Source organism: Burkholderia latens, from assembly GCF_902499045.1.
GTDB lineage: Bacteria > Pseudomonadota > Gammaproteobacteria > Burkholderiales > Burkholderiaceae > Burkholderia > Burkholderia latens.
Genome location: NZ_CABVPL010000005.1, coordinates 95,729 through 113,591, shown reverse-complemented (window position 1 = coordinate 113,591; position 17,863 = coordinate 95,729). Strand labels below are relative to the sequence as shown.

At 67.7% G+C, this 17,863-nt stretch carries 12 protein-coding genes; 9 read left to right on the top strand and 3 right to left on the bottom strand.

Annotated features, from left to right (window positions below; all coding sequences use genetic code 11):
* The 5 genes from BSE24067_RS05610 (at position 1) to BSE24067_RS05590 (ending at position 6,398) form a co-directional block, all read left to right on the top strand.
* Entirely contained in the window at positions 1–1,047 is a 1,047-nt protein-coding gene (locus BSE24067_RS05610; protein ID WP_151067532.1) for a microcin C ABC transporter permease YejB, read from the top strand.
* Entirely contained in the window at positions 1,001–2,107 is a 1,107-nt protein-coding gene (locus BSE24067_RS05605) for an ABC transporter permease (RefSeq protein WP_151067531.1), read from the top strand. Before BSE24067_RS05610 ends, BSE24067_RS05605 begins: the two co-directional genes overlap by 47 nt.
* A complete protein-coding gene (locus tag BSE24067_RS05600) occupies positions 2,104–3,756 on the top strand; it encodes an ABC transporter ATP-binding protein (protein ID WP_151067529.1) in 1,653 nt (550 codons plus the stop codon). The genes BSE24067_RS05605 and BSE24067_RS05600 overlap by 4 nt, the downstream gene beginning before the upstream one ends.
* A 429-nt stretch (positions 3,757–4,185) precedes the next feature.
* Complete coding sequence (locus BSE24067_RS05595; RefSeq protein WP_151067527.1) at positions 4,186–4,905, top strand: response regulator transcription factor; 720 nt, start codon at positions 4,186–4,188, stop codon at positions 4,903–4,905.
* Entirely contained in the window at positions 4,905–6,398 is a 1,494-nt protein-coding gene (locus tag BSE24067_RS05590; protein ID WP_151067525.1) for a sensor histidine kinase, read from the top strand. Before BSE24067_RS05595 ends, BSE24067_RS05590 begins: the two co-directional genes overlap by 1 nt.
* An 18-nt stretch (positions 6,399–6,416) precedes the next feature.
* Here BSE24067_RS05590 and BSE24067_RS05585 read toward each other — a convergent pair whose 3' ends face one another.
* On the bottom strand, positions 6,417–7,517 hold the full coding sequence (locus tag BSE24067_RS05585) for an AraC family transcriptional regulator (RefSeq protein ID WP_151067523.1): 1,101 nt from the start codon (positions 7,515–7,517) through the stop codon (positions 6,417–6,419).
* A gap of 320 nt (positions 7,518–7,837) precedes the next feature.
* On the opposite strand from BSE24067_RS05585, the gene BSE24067_RS05580 reads away from it, so the two are divergent.
* Positions 7,838–9,472: an AMP-binding protein gene (locus tag BSE24067_RS05580; RefSeq protein WP_151067521.1), complete on the top strand. Its 1,635-nt coding sequence runs from the start codon at positions 7,838–7,840 to the stop codon at positions 9,470–9,472.
* Positions 9,472–10,650, top strand: coding sequence for an AraC family transcriptional regulator (locus BSE24067_RS05575; protein ID WP_151067519.1), 1,179 nt, complete (start codon positions 9,472–9,474; stop codon positions 10,648–10,650). Before BSE24067_RS05580 ends, BSE24067_RS05575 begins: the two co-directional genes overlap by 1 nt.
* 186 nt (positions 10,651–10,836) lie before the next feature.
* Here BSE24067_RS05575 and pntB read toward each other — a convergent pair whose 3' ends face one another.
* Together pntB and BSE24067_RS05565 are read right to left on the bottom strand one after the other, a co-directional pair.
* Positions 10,837–12,249 (bottom strand): Re/Si-specific NAD(P)(+) transhydrogenase subunit beta, encoded by a 1,413-nt coding sequence (gene pntB, locus BSE24067_RS05570; RefSeq protein WP_151067517.1) that lies wholly within the window; start codon positions 12,247–12,249, stop codon positions 10,837–10,839.
* 13 nt (positions 12,250–12,262) lie between these two features.
* On the bottom strand, positions 12,263–13,864 hold the full coding sequence (locus tag BSE24067_RS05565; RefSeq protein WP_151067515.1) for a Re/Si-specific NAD(P)(+) transhydrogenase subunit alpha: 1,602 nt from the start codon (positions 13,862–13,864) through the stop codon (positions 12,263–12,265).
* A 480-nt stretch (positions 13,865–14,344) separates the two neighbouring features.
* On the opposite strand from BSE24067_RS05565, the gene BSE24067_RS05560 reads away from it, so the two are divergent.
* Both BSE24067_RS05560 and BSE24067_RS05555 read left to right on the top strand, forming a co-directional pair.
* The gene (locus tag BSE24067_RS05560) at positions 14,345–16,135 is read left to right on the top strand and encodes an acyl-CoA dehydrogenase (RefSeq protein ID WP_151067514.1); all 1,791 of its coding nucleotides are present in this window, start codon (positions 14,345–14,347) and stop codon (positions 16,133–16,135) included.
* A 79-nt stretch (positions 16,136–16,214) separates the two neighbouring features.
* Positions 16,215–17,843, top strand: coding sequence for an electron transfer flavoprotein-ubiquinone oxidoreductase (locus BSE24067_RS05555; RefSeq protein ID WP_420883509.1), 1,629 nt, complete (start codon positions 16,215–16,217; stop codon positions 17,841–17,843).
* Positions 17,844–17,863: the final 20 nt, after the last annotated feature.

Here is a 17,863-nt window from a genome sequence, read left to right as displayed (position 1 = left end):
ATGTTTGCCTACCTGTTGAGACGCGTCGTGCTCATGGTCCCGACATTGCTCGGCGTGGTGACGCTGAGCTTCGTCGTCACGCAATTCGTGCCCGGCGGGCCCGTGGAGCAAATGGTGATGCAGCTGCGGCGCGGCGCGGTGCACGGCGAAAGCGCCGCAAGCGGCGGCTACCACGGCAGCCAGGGCGTCGATCCGCAGCAGATCGAACAGATCAAGAAACAGTTCGGCTTCGACAAGCCGCCGCTCACGCGCTACGGGCTGATGCTCGCGAGCTACGCGCGGTTCGATCTCGGCCAGTCGTATTTCCAGCACGACAGCGTCTGGCACGTGATCCGCTCGCGGCTGCCCGTATCGCTATCGCTCGGGTGCTGGACGATCGTGCTTACGTACCTGTGCGCCGTGCCGCTCGGCATCGCGAAGGCGGTGCGCAACGGTTCGCGCTTCGATACGGCCACGAGCGTGCTGGTGCTCGTCGGCTACGCGATTCCGGGCTTCGTGCTCGGCGTACTGCTGCTCATGCTGTTCGGCGGCGGCACGTTCTGGGACGTATTCCCGATGCGCGGGCTCACGTCGGACGATTTCGATTCGCTCACGCCCGTCGGCAAGCTGCTCGATTATCTCTGGCACATGGCGTTGCCGGTCACGGCGTCGGTCGTCGGCAATTTCGCCGTGGTCACGATTCTGACCAAGAACACGTTTCTCGAAGAGATCGGGCGCCAGTATGTGCTGACCGCGCGCGCAAAGGGGGTGCCGCGGCGCCACGTCCTTGGCCGGCACGTGCTGCGCAACGCGGCGATTCCGCTGCTGACAGGCTTGCCCGCCGCCTTCGTCGGGGCGTTCCTGAACGGCAATCTGCTGATCGAGACGCTTTTTTCCCTGAACGGCATGGGCCAGCTTTCGTACGATGCCGCGATTCGCCGCGACTATCCGGTCGTGCTCGGCTCGCTGTTTCTGTTCACGCTGATCGGCCTTCTCACCAAACTGATTGCTGACGTCTGCTATGTCCTCGTCGACCCCCGTATCCAGTTCGACAGCGCCGATCGCTGAGCCCGCGGCGCGCGCCGCTTCGCCGTCGCCGTGGCGACGTACGTGGCTGCGCTTCAAGCGTCAGCGGCTCGGCTATTGGAGCCTTGTCCTGTTCGTCGCGCTGTTCGTCGTGAGCCTGATGGGCGAGTTGATCGTCAACGACAAGCCGCTCGTCGTCCGCTATGACGGGCATTACTACTTCCCGATCTTCACGACTTATCCCGAGACGATATTCGGCGGAGATTTTCCGGCGCGAACGAACTATCTCGATCCGTTCATCCGCTCGCGCCTTGGTACGGGCGGCAATTTCGCCGTCTATCCGCTCGATGCCCACTACTACGACACGATCGATTACTTCGCGTCGCGGCCGTTCCCGGCGCCGCCTTCTTCGTCGTCCTGGCTCGGCACCGATCAATTCGGCCGCGACGTGCTCGCACGGCTGCTCTACGGTTTTCGCGTATCGGTGCTGATGGCGCTGGCGCTGACGGCGTCCGGCGTCGTGCTCGGCGTGCTGACGGGCGCCGTGCAGGGCTTTTACGGGGGGCGCACCGATCTCGTCGGGCAACGCCTCATCGAAATCTGGAGTTCGATGCCCGATCTCTATCTGCTCATCATCTTCGCGTCGATCTTCGAGCCCACGTTCTGGCTGTTGTTCGTGCTGTTGTCGATGTTCGGCTGGCTTTCGCTATCCGACTACGTGCGCGCGGAGTTCCTGCGCAATCGCTCGCTCGATTACGTGCGGGCGGCGCGCACGATGGGGCTTTCGAATTGGCAGATCATCTGGCGCCACGTGTTGCCGAACAGTCTCACGCCCGTCATCACGTTCCTGCCGTTTCGGATGAGCGCCGCGATTCTCGCACTGACGAGCCTCGACTTCCTGGGCCTCGGCGTCGCGCCGCCCACGCCGAGCCTCGGCGAACTGCTGCAGGAGGGCAAGAACAATCTCGACGCGTGGTGGATCTCGGCATCGGCGTTTGCCGCGCTCGTCGTCACGCTGCTGCTGCTGACGTTCATGGGCGATGCGCTGCGCAACGCGCTCGATACGCGCCGCGGCGGCTCGGCATTCGGAGGCGGAAAATGACGGTCCCGGCCCCACTGCTGTCGATCGAAGGGCTGACGGTCAGCTTCGGCGACAAGCGTTGCGTGCACGGCCTCGATCTCGCGATAGGACGCGGCGAGCGTGTCGCACTCGTCGGCGAATCCGGTTCCGGCAAGAGCCTGACGGCACTGTCGATCCTGCGGCTCCTCGACGACGCGACCGTCGGCGGGCGCATCGTGTTCGACGGGGAAGACCTGCTCGGCAAGAGCGAGCGGCAGATGCGCGGCATACGCGGGCGCGACATCGCGATGGTCTTTCAAGAGCCGATGACGGCCCTCAATCCTCTTTTCACGATCGGCCGGCAGATCGTCGAAAGCCTGCGCCTGCACGAGGGCCTGGCGCCCAATGCGGCACGCGCGCGGGCGATCGAGCTGCTGCATCGCACCGGCATTCCCGAGCCCCAGCGCCGCGTCGATTATTTTGCTCATCAGCTTTCCGGCGGCCAGCGCCAGCGCGCGATGATCGCGATGGCGCTGGCGTGCGGCCCGCGCCTGCTGCTCGCGGACGAGCCGACGACGGCGCTCGACGTCACGGTGCGTCAACAGATCGTCGAACTGCTGGTGGAGCTGCAGGAGGAGGCGGCACACGAGGGCGGCATGGCCGTGCTGATGATCACGCACGATCTGCACCTCGTGCAGCGCTTCGCCCAGCGTGTGGCCGTCATGGAGAAGGGGGCGCTCGTCGAGACGAACGAGACCGCGGCGCTGTTCGCCCATCCGGGCCACGCCTATACGCAGCGTCTGCTAAACAGCGAGCCGATGCGCGATGTCGCACCTGTCGCGGACACGGCTGCTCGCGTGCTCGACGTACAGGCGCTTGCCGTCGATTATCGGACGCGTGCGAAAGGGCTACGGGGGCTATTCAAGGCCGCGCGCTTTCGAGCCGTCGACAACGCCGATTTGTTCGTGCGTCGCGGGGAGACGCTCGGCATCGTGGGCGAATCGGGCTCGGGCAAATCGAGCCTGGCGGCCACGGTGCTCGGCTTGCAGCGCGCGGCCGAGGGCGACGTGAAGGTGCGCGGACGCTCGCTCGACCGGTACCGGGCCTCGCCCGCCGAATGGCGCAGGCTTTGCGCCATCGTGCAGGTCGTCTTTCAAGATCCGTTCGGCTCGCTTTCCCCGCGCATGACCATCGAGCAGATCGTCGGTGAAGGCCTGCGCGTGCATCGCCCGCAACTCGACGAGACGGCGCGCCGTGCGCGGGTGAGCGCGTTGCTCGCCGAAGTAGGGCTCGGCGACGATGCGTTGCTGCGCTACCCGCAGGAGTTCTCCGGCGGGCAGCGTCAGCGCATCGCGATTGCCCGCGCGCTCGCCGTCGAGCCCGAACTCCTCGTGCTCGACGAGCCGACGAGCGCGCTCGATGTCTCGGTTCAGCGGCAGGTTCTGAGCCTCCTCGCGAGCCTGCAAAAGAAGTACGGCATCAGCTATCTGCTGATCACGCATGATCTTGCCGTCATTCGGGCGATGGCGCATCGCGTTGTCGTGATGAAGTCGGGACGCATCGTGGAGGCGCGGGAAACGCTGGCGTTATTCGATGCGCCGGCGCACCCGTACACACGCTCGCTGCTGTCTGCCTCGTTGCCTGCACCGCCGTACCCGGCCACGCCAGCGCTGCCGATCGTGCCGGTTTGATCGGCGCCGCGTGTCTGTCTGCCATCGCGACGTTCGGACCGCCGGCGCCGGGGCTTTTTATAGCCGCCGATACGGGCGGACGCGTCAACGTCGCGAACGAAATCGTTCGTCACGGTCTTTCGGATCGAAACGGGCAAGCGCTGCCGCTCTTGCGGCGCAGCCGCGCGGCTCGCGCTCGTCATGGCCGAGCGCGCCGGGAATCGGGCTTGCGGGGCCGGAGCGCGAAGCGTTGCGGACATTGGCTCGCATCACGAGCGCGATCCAAAACTTAAACGAAACGTGACCCCTTCCCGCCGCAAAATTCCGCACAATGGCGGTAGCGCGGCGCGGCTGCCGCGATTCGTCCCCGGCCGCCGGTTTTCCGGCGCCGGGCCGCCCGGAACCGCCGTCCGGCTTGCCGGACCGTACCGATGCACCGCCCCGACCGCCATGGACCACCCCAAACGCATCCTGATCGTCGAAGACGACGCCGACATCGCCGACGTGCTGAGCCTGCACCTGCGCGACGAGCGCTACGAAGTCGTGCACAGCGCGGACGGCAGCGAAGGCCTGCGCCTGCTCGAGCAGGGCAACTGGGATGCGCTGATCCTCGACCTGATGCTGCCCGGCGTCGACGGCCTGGAAATCTGCCGCCGCGCCCGCGCGATGGCGCGCTACACGCCGATCATCATCACGAGCGCGCGCTCGAGCGAGGTGCACCGGATCCTCGGTCTCGAACTCGGCGCGGACGACTACCTGGCGAAGCCGTTCTCGGTGCTCGAACTCGTCGCGCGGGTGAAGGCGCTGCTGCGGCGTGTCGACGCGCTCGCGCGCGACTCGCGGATCGACGCGGGCACGCTCGACGTCGCCGGGCTGTCGATCGACCCGATCGCGCGGGAAGCGAGCGTCGACGGCACGCGCATCGACCTGACGCCGCGCGAATTCGACCTGCTGTATTTCTTCGCGCGGCATCCGGGCAAGGTGTTCTCGCGGATGGACCTGCTGAACGCGGTGTGGGGCTACCAGCACGAAGGCTACGAACACACGGTGAACACCCACATCAACCGGCTTCGCGCGAAGATCGAGGCCGATCCGGCCGAGCCCGCGCGGATCCTCACCGTCTGGGGCCGCGGCTACAAGCTCGCCGCACCGGGCCAGCGGGACGCGTGATGAAACTGACCCTCACCCAGCGGCTGTCGTGCGTGTTCGCGGTGCTGCTGCTCGCGTGCTCGGGTGCGTCGGCGTGGCTGCAGATCCGGGCGAACGACATGCGCGAGAAGGAAGTCGTGCAGAGCCTGTCGCGCGATCTCGCCGCGCACATCGCGAGCAGCACGCCGCTGATGGATGCGAACGGGCTGCGCCCGGACGCCGTGCGCACGCTGTTCGGCCAGCTGATGGGCGTGAACCCGAGCGTCGAAGTGTATCTGCTCGACAATGCCGGGCGCATCAAGGGCGACGACGCGCCGCCGGGCCACGTGAAGCGCGAGCGCGTCGATCTCGCGCCGGTGCAGCGCTTCATCGCGGGCGATCCGTTGCCGATCCTCGGCGACGATCCGCGCAGCCCCGACGCGCGCAAGGTGTTCAGCGCCGCGCCGCTGCAGCGCGCGGGGCAGCCGCCGTCCGGCTACATCTACGTGGTGCTGCTGGGCGAGGCGCACGACCGGCTGGCCGCGCGCTTCGATGCCGGCAACGTGTTGCGCACGACGCTGTGGTCGATGGCGGTCGTCGCGCTGCTCGGCCTGCTCGCGGGCCTGACCGCGTTCAGCTTCATCACGCGCCCGCTGCGCCGGCTGACCGACGCGATGCGCCGCTTCGACGCGAACGGCGCGCCCGACACGCAGCCGCCGGTGCCGCGCTCGCCGCCGGGGCGGCGCGGCGACGACATCGCGGTGCTCGAATCCGCGTTCGCGCAGATGGCCGACCGGATCGGCGACCAGTGGCGTGCGCTGACGCGCCAGGACCAGCAGCGGCGCGAACTGATCACGAACATCTCGCACGACCTGCGCACGCCGCTGACGTCGCTGCACGGCTATCTGGAAACGCTGTCGCTGAAGTCCGACACGCTCGCCGAGCCCGAACGCCGCCGCTATCTGTCGATCGCGCTCGCGCAGAGCGCGAAGGTCGGCCGGCTCGCGCAGGCGCTGTTCGAGCTCGCACGGCTCGAGTCGGGCGGCGTGCAGGCGGAGCGCGAGCCGTTCTCGCTCGTCGATCTCGTGCAGGACGTGTTCCAGAAGTTCGAGCTGGCCGCGCAGTCGCGCGGCATCGCGCTGCATGCGCGGATTCCGCCGCGCGTGCCGGTCGTGTCGGCCGATCTCGGGATGATCGAGCGCGTGCTGACGAACCTGCTCGACAACGCATTGCGGCACACGCCGCAGCACGGTGAAGTCGAAGTCGCGCTGACGCCGCGCGACGACCACGTGGTCGTGACGGTATCGGATACCGGCGAAGGGATTCCGCCGGCGCGGCGCGCAGGGCTGTTCCAGCGGCCGCAGCGGCCGCTGAGCGGCGGCACGGCGACGAGCGGCGGGCTCGGGCTGCTGATCGTGCACCGGATGCTGGCGCTGAACGGTAGCGCGATCCGGCTCGTCGATCGGGACGGGCGCGGCGCGGTGTTCGAGTTCGCGCTGCCGGTCGCGCAGCCGGCGGCCGGCGAAGGGCGCTGAAACCGCGCGGCGGCCGCGCTACGCGCCGCGCCTGCGCCGCACGTCGCTCGGCGTCATGCCGGTCCAGCGCTTGAACGCATGGCGGAACCCGACGGCGTCGCTGAAGCCGAGCGCCAGTGCGATGTCCTCGGTGCCGAGGGTCGTGGTGCTCAGATAGTCGATCGCGAGCGCCTTGCGCACGCTCGTCAGCAGCTCGCTGTACGACGTGCCTTCGGCGTCGAGCTTGCGGCGCAGCGTGCGCGACGTCATGCACAGCGTATCGGCGATCGCGTCGATGTCCGGAAACTGCCCCGGCGTGCGCGTGAGTTCCTGATACACGCGCCGCGTGATGCCGGCCTGGCTGCGCAATTCGTCGAGCAGGCGCGCGCAGTGCGACGACACCTGTGCGGCCGTGATCGGGTTGGCGAGTTGCGGCGCGCGCATGAGCCACGCGGCCGGATAGCTCAACACATGGTGCGGCTGGTCGAACGCGATCGGGCATTCGAGCACGTCCGCGAGCTGCGCCGCGTGCGCCGGCCGCGGCTGCGCGAACTGCGCGCGGGCCGGCACGCACCACGCGCCCATCACGTCCTTGATGACGGTCACGTGCAGCGCGAACTGCATGTCGATCAGGAAACGGTACAGCGGCAGGTCCGGCTCGGGCAGCGCCGCTTCATGCGGATCGGGGAACAGCCACGACGCGGTGTCGCCGTGTTGGACCCAGCGGATCGCGAGCATCCCGTTCGCGAGCTGGTGATATTTGACGGCGGAATCGAACGCGTGCGCGAGCGACTCCGAGCACAGCATCGCGTAGCCGTACATCCCGTAGCTCGACGCGTGCAGCCGGCGGCCGACGCGCACGCCGAGGTCGGAGCCGTCGTAGCGGCCGATCGCGTTGCGTGCGGCGGTCAGGAACTGCAGCGCCGACGTGAGCGTGAACGGATCGGCGACGGCGTCCGGCGACAGGCCGGTACCGTCGAGCACGACAGCCGCGTCGAGGCCGAGTTCCTGCGCGACGCCGACGAGCACGGCGAGCTTCGCCGGCGAGAAGCGTTTCTCGCGCAACGCATGGCGGAGCGGGACGTCCGGCAGCGGGGCGGCGCCCGCGGCCGCCGGGTTCAAGAGCGCACTGCGCGGCATGGCTGGTTCTGCGTCCGATTCGATACCGTTGCGGGTTCGCGATTCTGCGCCGGAACGCGCGACGGCGCCATAGGGTTCACCCTGATTCGAACGGGCTTCAGCGGCCCGGCCCGCGCGCATCGACGCGCGCGGGCCGGCGGCCAAAGACTCGCGCCGTGCGTTTGCCTGTCCGTTTCGATCATCTTTTCGGCCGCGGGGATCATTTTCAACGCGCGTCGCGCGGGCGATAGTCGTCAGTCAGGCGACGGCTCGCGCTCCACCGGGTGCGCGGGCCGCCGTGCGAACGGCGCTGCCCGGCGCCGTCCCCCGAGGAGCACGACATGACGAAGAGACACTGGATCGGCTCGTACGGCTCGATCCCCGCCGAGATCGACGCCGATCGCTTTCCTTCCGTAACCGCGCTGCTGGACGACGCGATGCACCGTTTCGCCGAGCGTCCGGCCTTCCGCGCGCTCGGCCGCACGCTCACGTACGCCGACGTCGGCCGTCGGTCGCGCGCGCTCGCCGCGTACCTGCAGCAGGTCGTCGGCGTGCGCAAGGGCGACCGCGTCGCGGTGATGCTGCCCAACGTGCTCGCGTTCCCGGTCGTGTTCGTCGCACTTGCGCGGATCGGCGCGATCCAGGTCAACGTGAACCCGTTCTACACCGCGCACGAACTCCAACATCAGCTCGACGATGCAGGCGTCGAAGTGGCGGTGGTGTGTGGCGGCTCGATGGGCACGTTCGCCGACGTGGTCGGCAGCACGCGCGTGCGGACCGTGCTCGGCGTGGGGCGCGGCGATCTCGGCGTCGTCGATGCGCCGGCCGGCGCGTGCGACGCACTGCCGCCCGGCTCGATCGCGCTCGCGGATGCGCTCGCCGCCGGCGAATCGCTCGCATTCGAACCCGTCGCGCTCGGCGGCGCCGATCTGTTGCTGCTGCAGTACACCGGCGGCACGACGGGGCTGTCGAAGGGCGCCGCGCTGTCGCACCGCAATCTGGTCGCGAACATCGAACAGTTCGCGGCGATCGTGCCGGCCGCGCGGCAGCCGGGCGAGGAGGTCGTCGTGACGGCGATCCCGCTGTATCACATCTTCGCGCTGACGGTGAACTTCCTGTCCTACTTCGCGATCGGCGCGGAGAACTGGCTCGTCGCGAATCCGCGCGACATGGACGGCTTCATCGACGTGCTGAAGGCCGCGCGGCCGTCGGTGTTCGTCGGCGTGAACACGCTGTATGCGGGGCTCGTCGGCCATCCGCGGCTGAAGGAAGTCGACTGGTCGCGGCTGAAGCTGTCGGCCGGCGGCGGTGCCGCGGTGATCGACGTGATCTCCGCGCGCTGGAAGGCGGTGACGGGCAATTTCATCCGCGAGGGATACGGGCTGTCGGAGACGTCGCCGGTGGTCTCGTTCAATCCGCAGTCAATCGACGCGTTCACGGGCACGACGGGCGTGCCGCTGCCGTCGACCGACGTGAAGCTGCTCGACGATCAGGATCGCGAGGTGGCGATCGGCGAAGCGGGCGAGATTTGCGTGCGGGGGCCGCAGGTGATGGGCGGCTATTGGCAAAAGCCGGAAGCGAACGCGGCCGCGTTCACCGCGGACGGCTACTTCCGCACCGGCGACATCGGCGTGTTCGACGCGGCCGGCTTCCTGAAGATCGTCGATCGCAAGAAGGACATGATCATCGTGTCGGGCTTCAACGTGTACCCGAACGAGGTCGAAGCGGTCGCGACCGCGTTGCCCGGCATCGCCGAGTGCGCGTGCATCGGCGTGCCGGACGAGCGCACCGGCGAGGCCGTCAAGCTGTTCGTGGTGCTCGCGCCGGACGCGGCCGTGACCGAGGACGCGATCGTCGCGCATTGCCGCGCGAATCTCGCGGCCTACAAGGTGCCGAAGCTGATCCGCGTGGTCGAGCGCCTGCCGAAATCGACGGTCGGCAAGATCCTGCGCCGGGAACTCGGCCGCGCCGGCTGATGGCGTCGCAGCGTCGCCCGTCCGGCGCCGCGCGGGCCGGTGCGCCGTCAGCCGGCAACGCCGCGAGCGCGCCGACAGCCCGGCATGGGCCGCTCAAGTACAATGCGAGCGGTTCGATCGACGGGGACGCGATGACCGGTTCAGACTCACCTTCCGCCCGGCCCGGGCGAGCGCTGCCTTCGCCGAGCGCGACGGTGCCGATCTCGCTCGTCAACGGTTTTCTGGCGAGCGCGGGTGTGCAGCGCGACGTGGTCGAGCGCTACCTGCGCGGCGCCGGCATCCCGCTCGAGCTGCTCGCCGAGCCGCATGCGCGCGTGACGGAAGAGCAGTTCTCGACGCTGTACCGCACGCTCGCGATCGATCTCGACGACGAGATGCCCGGCATCTTTTCGCGCCCGCTGCGCGGCGGCACGCTGAAGTATCTGTGCCTGAGCCTGCTCGATGCGCGCAACCTCGAAACGGCGCTGCATCGTTTCGGCCAGTTCTTCCATATCCTGCTCGACGACTTCTTCGTCGAATCGAAGCGCGACGGTCTGGTCGCGCAGGTGCTGCTGCGGCCGAACCCGGCCGTCGGTCCGATCGGCGCGCTCGGCCAGGAGCTGATGCTCAAGCTCGTGCACGGCGTGTGTTCGTGGCTGATCGGGCAGAAGATTCCGCTGCTGAAGATCGAGCTCGCGTGTCCGCGGCCGCGCCACGCGGTCGAGCACCTGTACTTCTTCACGGGCGCCGTGCAGTTCGACTGCGAACGCACGCTGATGCGCTTCAGCGCCGACTACCTGAACGCGCCGATCCGGCAGAGCAAGCGCAACCTGCGCAAGTTCCTCGCGCGCGCGCCGGGCGACTGGATCTTCGAATCGTTCAGCGAGCAACTCGTGTGTCATCGCGTGCGGCAGTATCTGTCTGCGGCGCTGCCCGAGCTGCCGGTGATCGATCAGGCCGCCGAGCATCTGCATTGCTCGGTGCGCACGCTGAGCCGGCACCTGGCCGCGGAAGGCACGACGTTCCAGGCGTTGAAGGACGAACTGCGGCGCGACATCGCGATCCAGCGGCTGACCGACACGCTCGACACAATCGCGGCGATCGGCGCCGATATCGGCTTCGACGATCCGAGCGCGTTTCATCGCGCGTTCCGGCATTGGACGGGCAGTACGCCGGGGACTTACCGGCGGCGCGCGTAACGCGGCTGCGTCGAATCTGCTCCCATAACCGGCATCCTTCGCGCGATCCCATGGACGGCTTCCATCGGGGCGGCGTCATCGAGGCAGCGCGTCCTCCCCCCGGCCCGGCGACTACGGTTCGACGCCTGCGCGGCGCCGGAGCGGGAGCCGGTCTTGTAGCCCGCTCAGGCGCCGCGCAGGCGGGTTTCAGGCCTTCAACGCACCGAAGATCTCGTCGAGCATCGACTTCGCGTCGCCGAACAACATGCGGTTGTTGTCCTTGTAGAACAGCGGATTGTCGACGCCCGCATAGCCGGACGCCATGCTGCGCTTCATCACGATCGACGTCTTCGCCTTCCACACTTCGAGCACCGGCATGCCGGCGATCGGGCTCGACGGATCGTCCTGCGCGGCCGGGTTCACGATGTCGTTCGCGCCGATCACCATCGACACGTCGGCTTCGGGGAAATCGCCGTTGATCTCGTCCATCTCCATCACGATGTCGTACGGGACCTTCGCCTCGGCCAGCAGCACGTTCATGTGGCCCGGCATGCGGCCTGCGACCGGATGGATCGCGAAACGCACGTCGACGCCTTTCTCGCGCAGCAGCTTCGTCAGCTCGAACACCGTGTGCTGGGCTTGCGCAACGGCCATCCCATAGCCGGGTACGATGATCACGCGCTTCGCCTCGCGCAGCAGCTCGGCCGTTTCCGCGGCACTCACCGCGACCGCTTCGCCGGCCGGTTGCGCGCCGCCGCCCGCTGCCGCCGGTGCGCCGGCGCCGCTGCCGAAGCCGCCGGCGATCACGCTGATGAAGTTGCGGTTCATCGCGCGGCACATGATGTACGACAGGATCGCACCCGACGAGCCGACCAGCGCGCCGATCACGATCAGCAGGTCGTTGCCGAGCATGAAGCCGGTCGCGGCGGCCGCCCACCCCGAGTAGCTGTTCAGCATCGACACGACGACGGGCATGTCGGCGCCGCCGATCGCCATCACCATGTGCACGCCGAACAGCAGCGAGATCACGGTCATCACGACGAGCGGCAGCATGCCGTCCTGGATCGTTTCCGCATGCAGGAACGCGCGGCCGAAGTAGATCACGATCAGCAGCGCGGCCAGGTTCAGCCAGTGCCGTGCGGGCAGCAGAAGCGGCTTGCCGCCGATCTTGCCCGACAGCTTGCCGAACGCGATGATCGAGCCCGCGAACGTCACGGCGCCGATCAGGATCCCGACGTAAATTTCCACTTCATGGATCGCCTTCTCCGCGCCGGTGAACTGCAGCGACGTGTCGACGTAGCTCGCGAAGCCGACGAGGCACGCCGCGAGACCGACCAGGCTGTGCATCAGCGCGACCAGTTCGGGCATCTGCGTCATCTGCACTTTCTTCGCGGCGTACAGGCCGATCGCGCCGCCGACGACGAGCGCGGCGATCACGTACGGAATGCCCGCGGCCGACACGCGCGGGCCGGCGACGGTCGCCAGCACGGCGATCAGCATGCCGATCATCCCGAGCAGGTTGCCGCGGCGCGCAGTTTCGGGGTTCGCGAGGCCGCCGAGGCTCAGGATGAACAGGATCGCGGCGCCGATATAGGAGACGGTGGTCAGGTTGGAAGTCATTATTGTTGTCCCCTTATTTGCGGAACATCGCCAGCATGCGGCGCGTGACCGCGAAGCCGCCGAACATGTTGACGGCCGTGAGCGTGAGCGCGCCGACCGCGAGGCCGAGGATCAGCCCGGACGGACGGTCGCCGGCATTGGCGAGCTCGCCCAGCGGCGGCGCGACCTGCACGAGCGCGCCGATCGCGATGATCGACGAGATCGCGTTGGTCACGCTCATCAGCGGCGTGTGCAGCGACGGCGTGACGTTCCAGATCACCATGTAGCCGACGAAGCACGCGAGCACGAACACCGTGAAGTGCGACAGGAAGCTGGCCGGCGCGAACTGGCCGACGAGCAGGAACGCGACCGCGCCGATCGCGAACACGATCGCGAGCGCCTTCGCCGACATCGGCTCGCCGCTGTGGCCGTGGCCTTTCGACTTCGCCGGCGCGGCGGCCGCGGGTGCGGCCGCCGCGGGCTTCGGCGCGACGACCGCCTGCTTGATCGGCGGCGGCGGCCACGTCACGTTGCCTTCCTTGATCACGGTGAGGCCGCGGATCGCGTCGTCGTCGAAGTCGACGTTGATCGTGCCGTCCTTGCCCTTGCACAGCTCCTCGATCACGCGCAGCAGGTTCGTCGCATAAAGCGTCGACGACTGCCGCGACAGGCGCGATGCGAGGTCGGTATAGCCGACGATCGTCACGCCGTGGCGCACGACGGCCTCGCCGGGTACGGTCAATTCGCAGTTGCCGCCCTGTTCGGCGGCCATGTCGACGATCACGCTGCCGGGCTTCATCGACTGCACCATCTCGGCGGTGATCAGCTTCGGCGCCGGCTTGCCGGGGATCAGCGCGGTCGTGATGATGATGTCGGCGTCCTTCGCCTGCTGCGCGTACATCGCGCGCTGCGCCTGCTGGAAGCCTTCGCTCATCACCTTCGCGTAACCGCCGCCGCCGGAGCCTTCCTCTTCGTAGTCCACCTTGACGAACTCGCCGCCGAGCGACTTGACCTGATCGGCCACCTCCGCTCGCGTGTCGTTCGCCCGCACGATCGCGCCGAGGCTCGCGGCCGTGCCGATCGCGGCCAGGCCGGCCACGCCGGCGCCGGCGATGAACACCTTGGCCGGCGGGATCTTGCCGGCAGCCGTCACCTGCCCGTTCAGGAAGCGGCCGAACGCATGCGCGGCCTCGATCACCGCGCGATAGCCGCTGATGCCGGCCATCGACGTGAGCGCGTCCATCTTCTGCGCGCGCGACAGCGTGCGCGGCAGCGAATCGATCGCGAGCACGGTCGCGCGCTTCGCGGCGAGCTGCTGCATCAGCTCGGGGTTCTGCGCGGGCCATACGAAGCCGATCAGCGTGCCGCCTTCGCGCATCAGCGCGACTTCGTCGGGGCTCGGCGGGCGCACCTTGAGCACGATGTCGCTGCCCGACCAGAGCTCGGCCGGGGTCGCGGCGATGCTCGCGCCGGCCGCGCGATACGCGTCGTCGTCAAAGTTCGCGCCGGCACCGGCGCCGCTTTGGACGACTACCGAAAACCCCAGCTTGATCAGCTTCTCGACCACTTCGGGCACGGTCGCGACGCGCCGTTCGCCGGTGGCTGTCTCCAGAGGAATCCCAATCTGTAATGTCATAGTATGAAAGATGGGTGATGGCCATCGCGAAGCGCTCGGGCCGGTGCGTCAAGGTACCAGAATCACGCGGGTGTTTTGTGGACAGGTTGCGTGATTGCATCAAAAAAATGAACGGTCGTTCGCAGTGCGCGGATGACGCTTTCCCGGCGATCGGCCCCTGTGGCGGGGAAGTGCAGCATGGGGTCGCGTCGAGCATGTCCTTCGCTGCACTGTTGTGTTTTATCGACGCACGCCGGCCGCTACGCGGGTTGCTTGCCGCTTGCGCCGAAACCGATGCCGGCCGGACCCGCGGCCGGCCGGGCCGGGCGCGGATCGTCCGCCTATCCCGTGGCCGATTTTGTCACCATCTGGGCCGGATATGACACTGGAAACCGGCCGGTTCGGCATTACGATGGCCACGACGTCGCCAGGCGGTGGCCGGTTTTGCCGCAGCCGCCCGGGCCGCGCGCCTCATTCACCGCCTGATTTGGAACATCGACCATGAGCTATAACGCCCCTGTCAAGGACATGCTGTTCGTGCTGAAGGAACTCGCGGGCATCGACACCGTTGCGCAGCTGCCGGGCTTCGAGGAAGCCGGCTACGACACCGCGCAGGCCGTGCTCGACGAATCCGCGAAATTCTGCGGCGAAGTGCTGGCGCCGCTGAACGTCGAGGGCGACCGCAACCCGAGCAGCTGGAAGGACGGCGTCGTGACCGCGACGCCCGGCTTCGGCGCCGCGTTCCGCCAGTTCGTCGAAGGCGGCTGGCAAGGCCTGCAGCATCCGGCCGAATACGACGGCCAGGGACTGCCGAAGCTGATCGCGACGCCCTGCATCGAAATGCTGAATGCATCGAACCTGTCGTTCGCGCTGTGTCCGCTGCTCACCGACGGCGCGATCGAGGCGCTGCTGACGGCCGGCACCGACGAGCAGAAGCAGCGCTACGTGCCGAAGCTGATCTCGGGCGAATGGACGGGCACGATGAACCTGACCGAGCCGCAGGCCGGCTCGGATCTCGCGCTCGTGCGCTCGCGCGCCGAGCCGCAGGGCGACGGCACGTACAAGGTGTTCGGCACGAAGATCTTCATCACGTGGGGCGAGCACGACATGGCGGACAACATCGTCCACCTGGTGCTCGCGCGCACGCCGAACGCGCCGGAAGGCGTGAAGGGCATTTCGCTGTTCATCGTGCCGAAGTTCCTCGTCAACGAAGACGGCTCGCTCGGCGCACGCAACGACGTGCATTGCGTGTCGATCGAGCACAAGCTCGGGATCAAGGCGAGCCCGACCGCGGTGCTGCAATACGGCGATCACGGCGGCGCGACCGGTTATCTGGTCGGCGAAGAGAATCGCGGCCTCGAATACATGTTCATCATGATGAACGCCGCGCGCTTCGGCGTCGGGATGCAGGGGATCGGCGTCGCCGACCGCGCGTACCAGAAGGCCGCCGCGTTCGCGAAGGAGCGCGTGCAGAGCCGCCCGGTCGACGGATCGGCGAAGCAGTCGGTGACCATCATCCATCACCCGGACGTGCGCCGGATGCTCGGCACGATGCGCGCGCTGACCGAAGGCGCGCGCGCACTCGCGTACGTGGCCGCCGCGCACAGCGACATTGCCCACCGTCATTCGGACGACGCGACGCGCGCACGTCATCAGGCGATCTACGAATATCTGGTGCCGGTCGTGAAGGGCTGGAGCACGGAGATGGTGAACGACGTGGCGAGCCTCGGCGTACAGGTGCACGGCGGGATGGGCTTCATCGAGGAAACCGGCGCCGCGCAGTACTACCGCGACGCGCGGATCCTCGCGATCTACGAAGGCACGACCGCGATCCAGGCAAACGATCTCGTCGGCCGCAAGACGCTGCGCGACGGCGGCGCGGTCGCGAAGGCGCTGATCGCCGAGATCGGCGACACGGTCGCGGCGCTCGGCAAGATCGACGGCGCGGCGGCCGCGTCGATGAAGGTGCAACTGGAGAAGGGCGCGCGCGCATTGTCGGCGGCGGTCGACTACGTGCTCGCGAACGCGAAGCAGGACCCGAACGCGGTGTTTGCGGGCAGCGTGCCGTACCTGAAGCTCGCGGGCGTCGTGCTGTGCGGATGGCAGATGGCGCGCGCGCTACTGGCCGCGCACGCGAACCGCGCGAGCGACACCGCGTTCTTCGACGCGAAGATCGCGATCGCGCAATGCTATGCCGAACACGTGCTCGTGCAGGCAGGCGCGCTCGAAGCGTCGATCGTCGGCGCGAAGGGCAACGAGAGCGTGCTCGCGTTGACGGAAGACCAGTTCTGACCGTACCGGTCGGGGCGCAGGAGGAGACAGGATTTTGACCACACAGGACTTGCTCGCGCAATACGGCCCGCGCGAATCGATGGAATACGACGTCGTGATCGTCGGCGGCGGCCCCGCCGGGCTGTCTGCCGCGATCCGGCTCAAGCAGCTGGCTGCCGAGAAAGGCACCGAGATCGGCGTGTGCGTGCTCGAGAAGGGTTCCGAGATCGGCGCGCACATCCTGTCGGGCGCGGTGATGGATCCGCGCGCGATCACCGAACTGTTCCCCGACTGGAAGGAACAGGGCGCGCCTTTGAACGTCGAGGTGACGGAAGACCGCTTCCTGTTCCTGTCCGAAAAGAGCGCGGTGCAGACGCCGAACTGGGCGCTGCCGGACAACTTCAAGAATCACGGCAACTACGTGATCTCGCTGGGCAACGTCACGCGCTGGCTGGGCCAGCAGGCCGAAGCCTTGGGCGTCGAAATCTTCCCCGGCTTCCCCGCCGCGGAGATTCTCTACAACGACGACGGCTCGGTGAAGGGCGTCGCCACCGGCAACATGGGCGTGGGCAAGGACGGCGAGCCGACCGAGAACTTCCAGCTCGGCATGGAGCTGCACGCGAAGTACACGCTGTTCGCCGAAGGCTGCCGCGGCCATCTCGGCCGCCAACTGATCTCGACGTTCAAGCTCGACGCGAACGCCGATCCGCAGGCGTACGGGATCGGCATCAAGGAACTGTGGGAAATCGATCCGGCCAAGCACAAGCCGGGCCTCGTGATCCACACGGCCGGCTGGCCGTTGAAGTCCGACACGTACGGCGGCTCGTTCCTGTATCACATGGAGAACAATCAGGTCGTGGTCGGCTTCGTGGTCGGCCTCGGCTACACGAACCCGTACCTGTCGCCGTTCGAGGAGTTCCAGCGCTACAAGACGCATCCGTCGATCCGCGCGTTCCTCGAAGGCGGCAAGCGCGTGTCGTACGGCGCGCGCGCGATCACGGCCGGCGGCCTGATGTCGCTGCCGAAGACGGTGTTCCCGGGCGGCGCGCTGATCGGCGACGACGCGGGCTTTTTGAACGCATCGCGGATCAAGGGCAGCCACGCGGCGATCAAAACCGGCATGCTTGCGGCCGATGCCGCGTTCGACGCGGTGCAGGCAGGCCGTCAGAGCGACGAACTCAATGCGTACCCCGACGCGTTCAAGCAATCGTGGCTGTACACGGAGTTGTACCGCGCGCGCAACTTCAAGCAGTGGATGGCCAAGGGTCTGTATCTCGGCACGCTGATGGTCGGGCTCGAACAGAAGGTGATGGGCGGCAACGTGCCGTGGACGCTGCACCACAAGCACGCGGATCACGAGATGCTGAAGCCGGCGTCGCAGTGCGAGCCGATCGCGTATCCGAAGCCGGACGGCAAGCTGACGTTCGACCGGCTGTCGTCGGTGTTCATCTCGAACACGAACCACGAGGAGAACCAGCCCGCGCATCTGACGCTGAAGGACGCGAGCGTGCCGGTGAACGTGAACCTGCGCACGTACGCGGGGCCGGAGGCGCGGTTCTGTCCGGCGGCGGTGTACGAGTTCGTGAAGAACGACGACGGCAGCGATCGGCTGGTGATCAATGCGCAGAACTGCGTGCACTGCAAGACCTGCGACATCAAGGACCCGACGCAGAACATCGTGTGGGTCACGCCCGAAGGCGGCGGCGGGCCGAATTATCCGAACATGTAACGCAAACGCATCCTGCGCCC